Origin of the sequence: Promicromonospora sp. NPDC060271, assembly GCF_042726755.1 — a bacterium.
In the GTDB taxonomy this organism is placed as follows: Bacteria; Actinomycetota; Actinomycetes; order Actinomycetales; family Cellulomonadaceae; genus Promicromonospora.
Window position 1 is genome coordinate 1 of record NZ_JBHXBG010000306.1, and the last position, 2,384, is coordinate 2,384.

A 2,384-nucleotide genomic window follows, 5' to 3' on the forward strand; every position below is an offset into this window, starting at 1 on the left:
GTTCCTGATGTGCGCCCGGAGGGATTCGAACCCCCAACCTTCTGATCCGTAGTCAGATGCTCTATCCGTTGAGCTACGGGCGCTGGTCGTACTGCTTGCTAACTGCCTGCCGTTCACACCGGCCGACCGACGAGAACACTACCGCCTGTTCGGCGCAGGCCCAAACTCAAACCCACGATTCCCGAGGAGAACTCTGTCACAGCCCTCCGGAGGGTTCGGCCGCCGGCTGAGCCGACGTTCCGAGGCCTTCCACAGAAAAGGCCCCGGGCGTCACGCGCGGCCGGGACCTTCCTGGCGGAGACGGAGGGATTTGAACCCTCGAACGGGTTGCCCCGTTACCACCTTAGCAGGGTGGCGCACTAGACCTGACTATGCGACGTCTCCTCGCGGCGGCCCTGCTCAGGCCGGGCCATGCCGCGCGGCCCAGGCTACCTGCCGTACGGCGAACTGAGCAAAGCGGAGGAGCCGGCGGCGCCCCGATCGGCCTCGCATCGCCGTCATACCGCCGATTTTTTCATGTGAACATGTTGCCGGCCGAGACCGGTGGAGGCCCCCCGGACGGCCGCCCGCCGCCCGGGGTCCACGTATTTCACACCGCATCAATAGCGAGTACATTCGCGGGCATGGACTACGACGTCTTGGTGATCGGGTCGGGCTTCGGTGGCAGCGTGGCCGCCCTCCGCCTCACCGAAAAGGGCTACCGCGTCGGTGTGCTCGAGGCCGGCCGGAGGTTCGAGGACCACGAGTTCGCCGAGAACTCCTGGCACCTCAGGCAGTTCCTGTGGGCACCGGCACTGGGCTGCTACGGGATCCAGCGGGTCCGGCTGCTGCGCAACGTGCTCTGCCTGACGGGCGCAGGCGTGGGCGGCGGCTCCCTGGTCTACGCCAACACGCTCTACCGTCCGCTCGACCCGTTCTACACCGACCCCGCGTGGTCCCACATCACCGACTGGAAGACCGAGCTCGCGCCCTACTACGACCAGGCGGAGCGCATGCTCGGCGTCGTCGGGTACCACGGCCGGTCCCCTGCCGACGAGATCATCCGGAGCGTCGCCGAGGACATGGGCGTCGGCCACACGTTCCGCCCCACCCGCGTAGGCGTGTACTTCGGGCCCGGTGGCGCCGAAGCCCCGTCTCCGGGGCAGTCCGCCCCCGACCCGTACTTCGGCGGCGTCGGACCGGAACGCACGGGCTGCACCGAGTGCGGCGAGTGCATGACCGGCTGCCGCCACGGCGCCAAGAACACCCTGGTCAAGAACTACCTCTACCTCGCGGAGCGCGCGGGTGCCGAGGTGCACCCGCTCACCACCGCCCACGGCGTACGCCAGCTGCCCGACGGCGGCTACGAGATACGCACCCACCGCACCGGCAGGAGATGGGCGGGCGAGCGCACCTTCACCGCGCGGCAGGTGGTCCTCGGAGCCGGCACGCTCGGCACACAACGGCTCCTGCATGCCATGAAGGACTCGGGCACGCTGCCCCGGCTGTCCGAGCGGCTCGGACACCTCACGCGGACCAACTCCGAGGCACTGCTCGGCGCGATGACGCACAAGGTCGGCACGACGGACTACTCACGTGGCGTCGCGATCACGTCGTCGTTCTACCCGAACGAGAGCACCCACATCGAGCCGGTGCGCTACGGCCACGGTTCCAACGTCATGGCCGCGCTGCAGCACATCCTCGTCGACGGCGGACCGTTCCGGTTCGCCCGCTGGATCGGCGAGCTGGGCAAGAACCTGAAGTGGCTGCCCGTGCTGATGGACTGGCGCCGCTGGTCCGAGCGGACCGTCATCGCGCTGGTCATGCAGGCCCACGACAACTCCCTGGTCACCCTCACCAGGTGGTCGCCGTTCGGCCGGTTCATGACGTCGAAGCAGGGCACTGGCGCACCGAACCCCAGCTGGATCCCGGAAGGGCACGAAGCGGTACGCCGCATGGCCGACAAGCTGGGCGACGGCGATGTCGAGGGCGTCGCAGGCGGCACCATCGGCGATCCGTTCAACATCCCGCTGACGGCGCACATCCTCGGCGGCTGTGCGATCGGGGCCGACGCCGGGAGCGGCGTCGTCGACCCCTATCTGCGCGTGTTCGGCCATGACGGCCTGCACGTCATGGACGGGTCGGCGGTGACGGCGAACCTGGGCGTGAACCCGTCGCTCACGATCACGGCTCAGGCCGAGCGCGCCTGCGCGCTGTGGCCCAACGCGGGCGAGCCGGACGCCCGTCCGGCCCTGGGATCGGCGTACGTGCCGGTGGAGCCGGTGCGCCCTGCCGCACCGGTCGTGCCCGAGGCGGCGCCTGCGGCGCTGCGCCTGCCCATCGTTGGCATCAGCTAGCAGATCGTGAAGTAGAGCGCCTGTCCGGCTCTCCCACAGGTTGACCTG

1 protein-coding gene and 2 tRNA genes are annotated in these 2,384 nt (G+C 69.2%); 1 reads left to right on the top strand and 2 read right to left on the bottom strand.

Translation table 11 applies throughout. From position 1 onward, the window contains the following. Nucleotides 1-10: 10 nt before the first annotated feature. Nucleotides 11-83 (bottom strand) — tRNA-Arg (locus ACFWE2_RS25205). A 209-nt stretch (nucleotides 84-292) separates the two neighbouring features. After that, a tRNA-Ser gene (locus ACFWE2_RS25210) sits at nucleotides 293-384 on the bottom strand. A gap of 239 nt (nucleotides 385-623) precedes the next feature. Between ACFWE2_RS25210 and ACFWE2_RS25215 the strand changes: the two genes are divergently transcribed. Continuing rightward, complete coding sequence (locus ACFWE2_RS25215) at nucleotides 624-2,336, top strand: GMC oxidoreductase (protein ID WP_377226947.1); 1,713 nt, start codon at nucleotides 624-626, stop codon at nucleotides 2,334-2,336. Nucleotides 2,337-2,384: the final 48 nt, after the last annotated feature.

Bases quoted from the DNA above. Each gene is read 5' to 3' on its own strand.
- ACFWE2_RS25215 (WP_377226947.1), top strand. From the start codon at position 624: ATGGACTACGACGTCTTGGTGATCGGGTCGGGCTTCGGTGGCAGCGTG.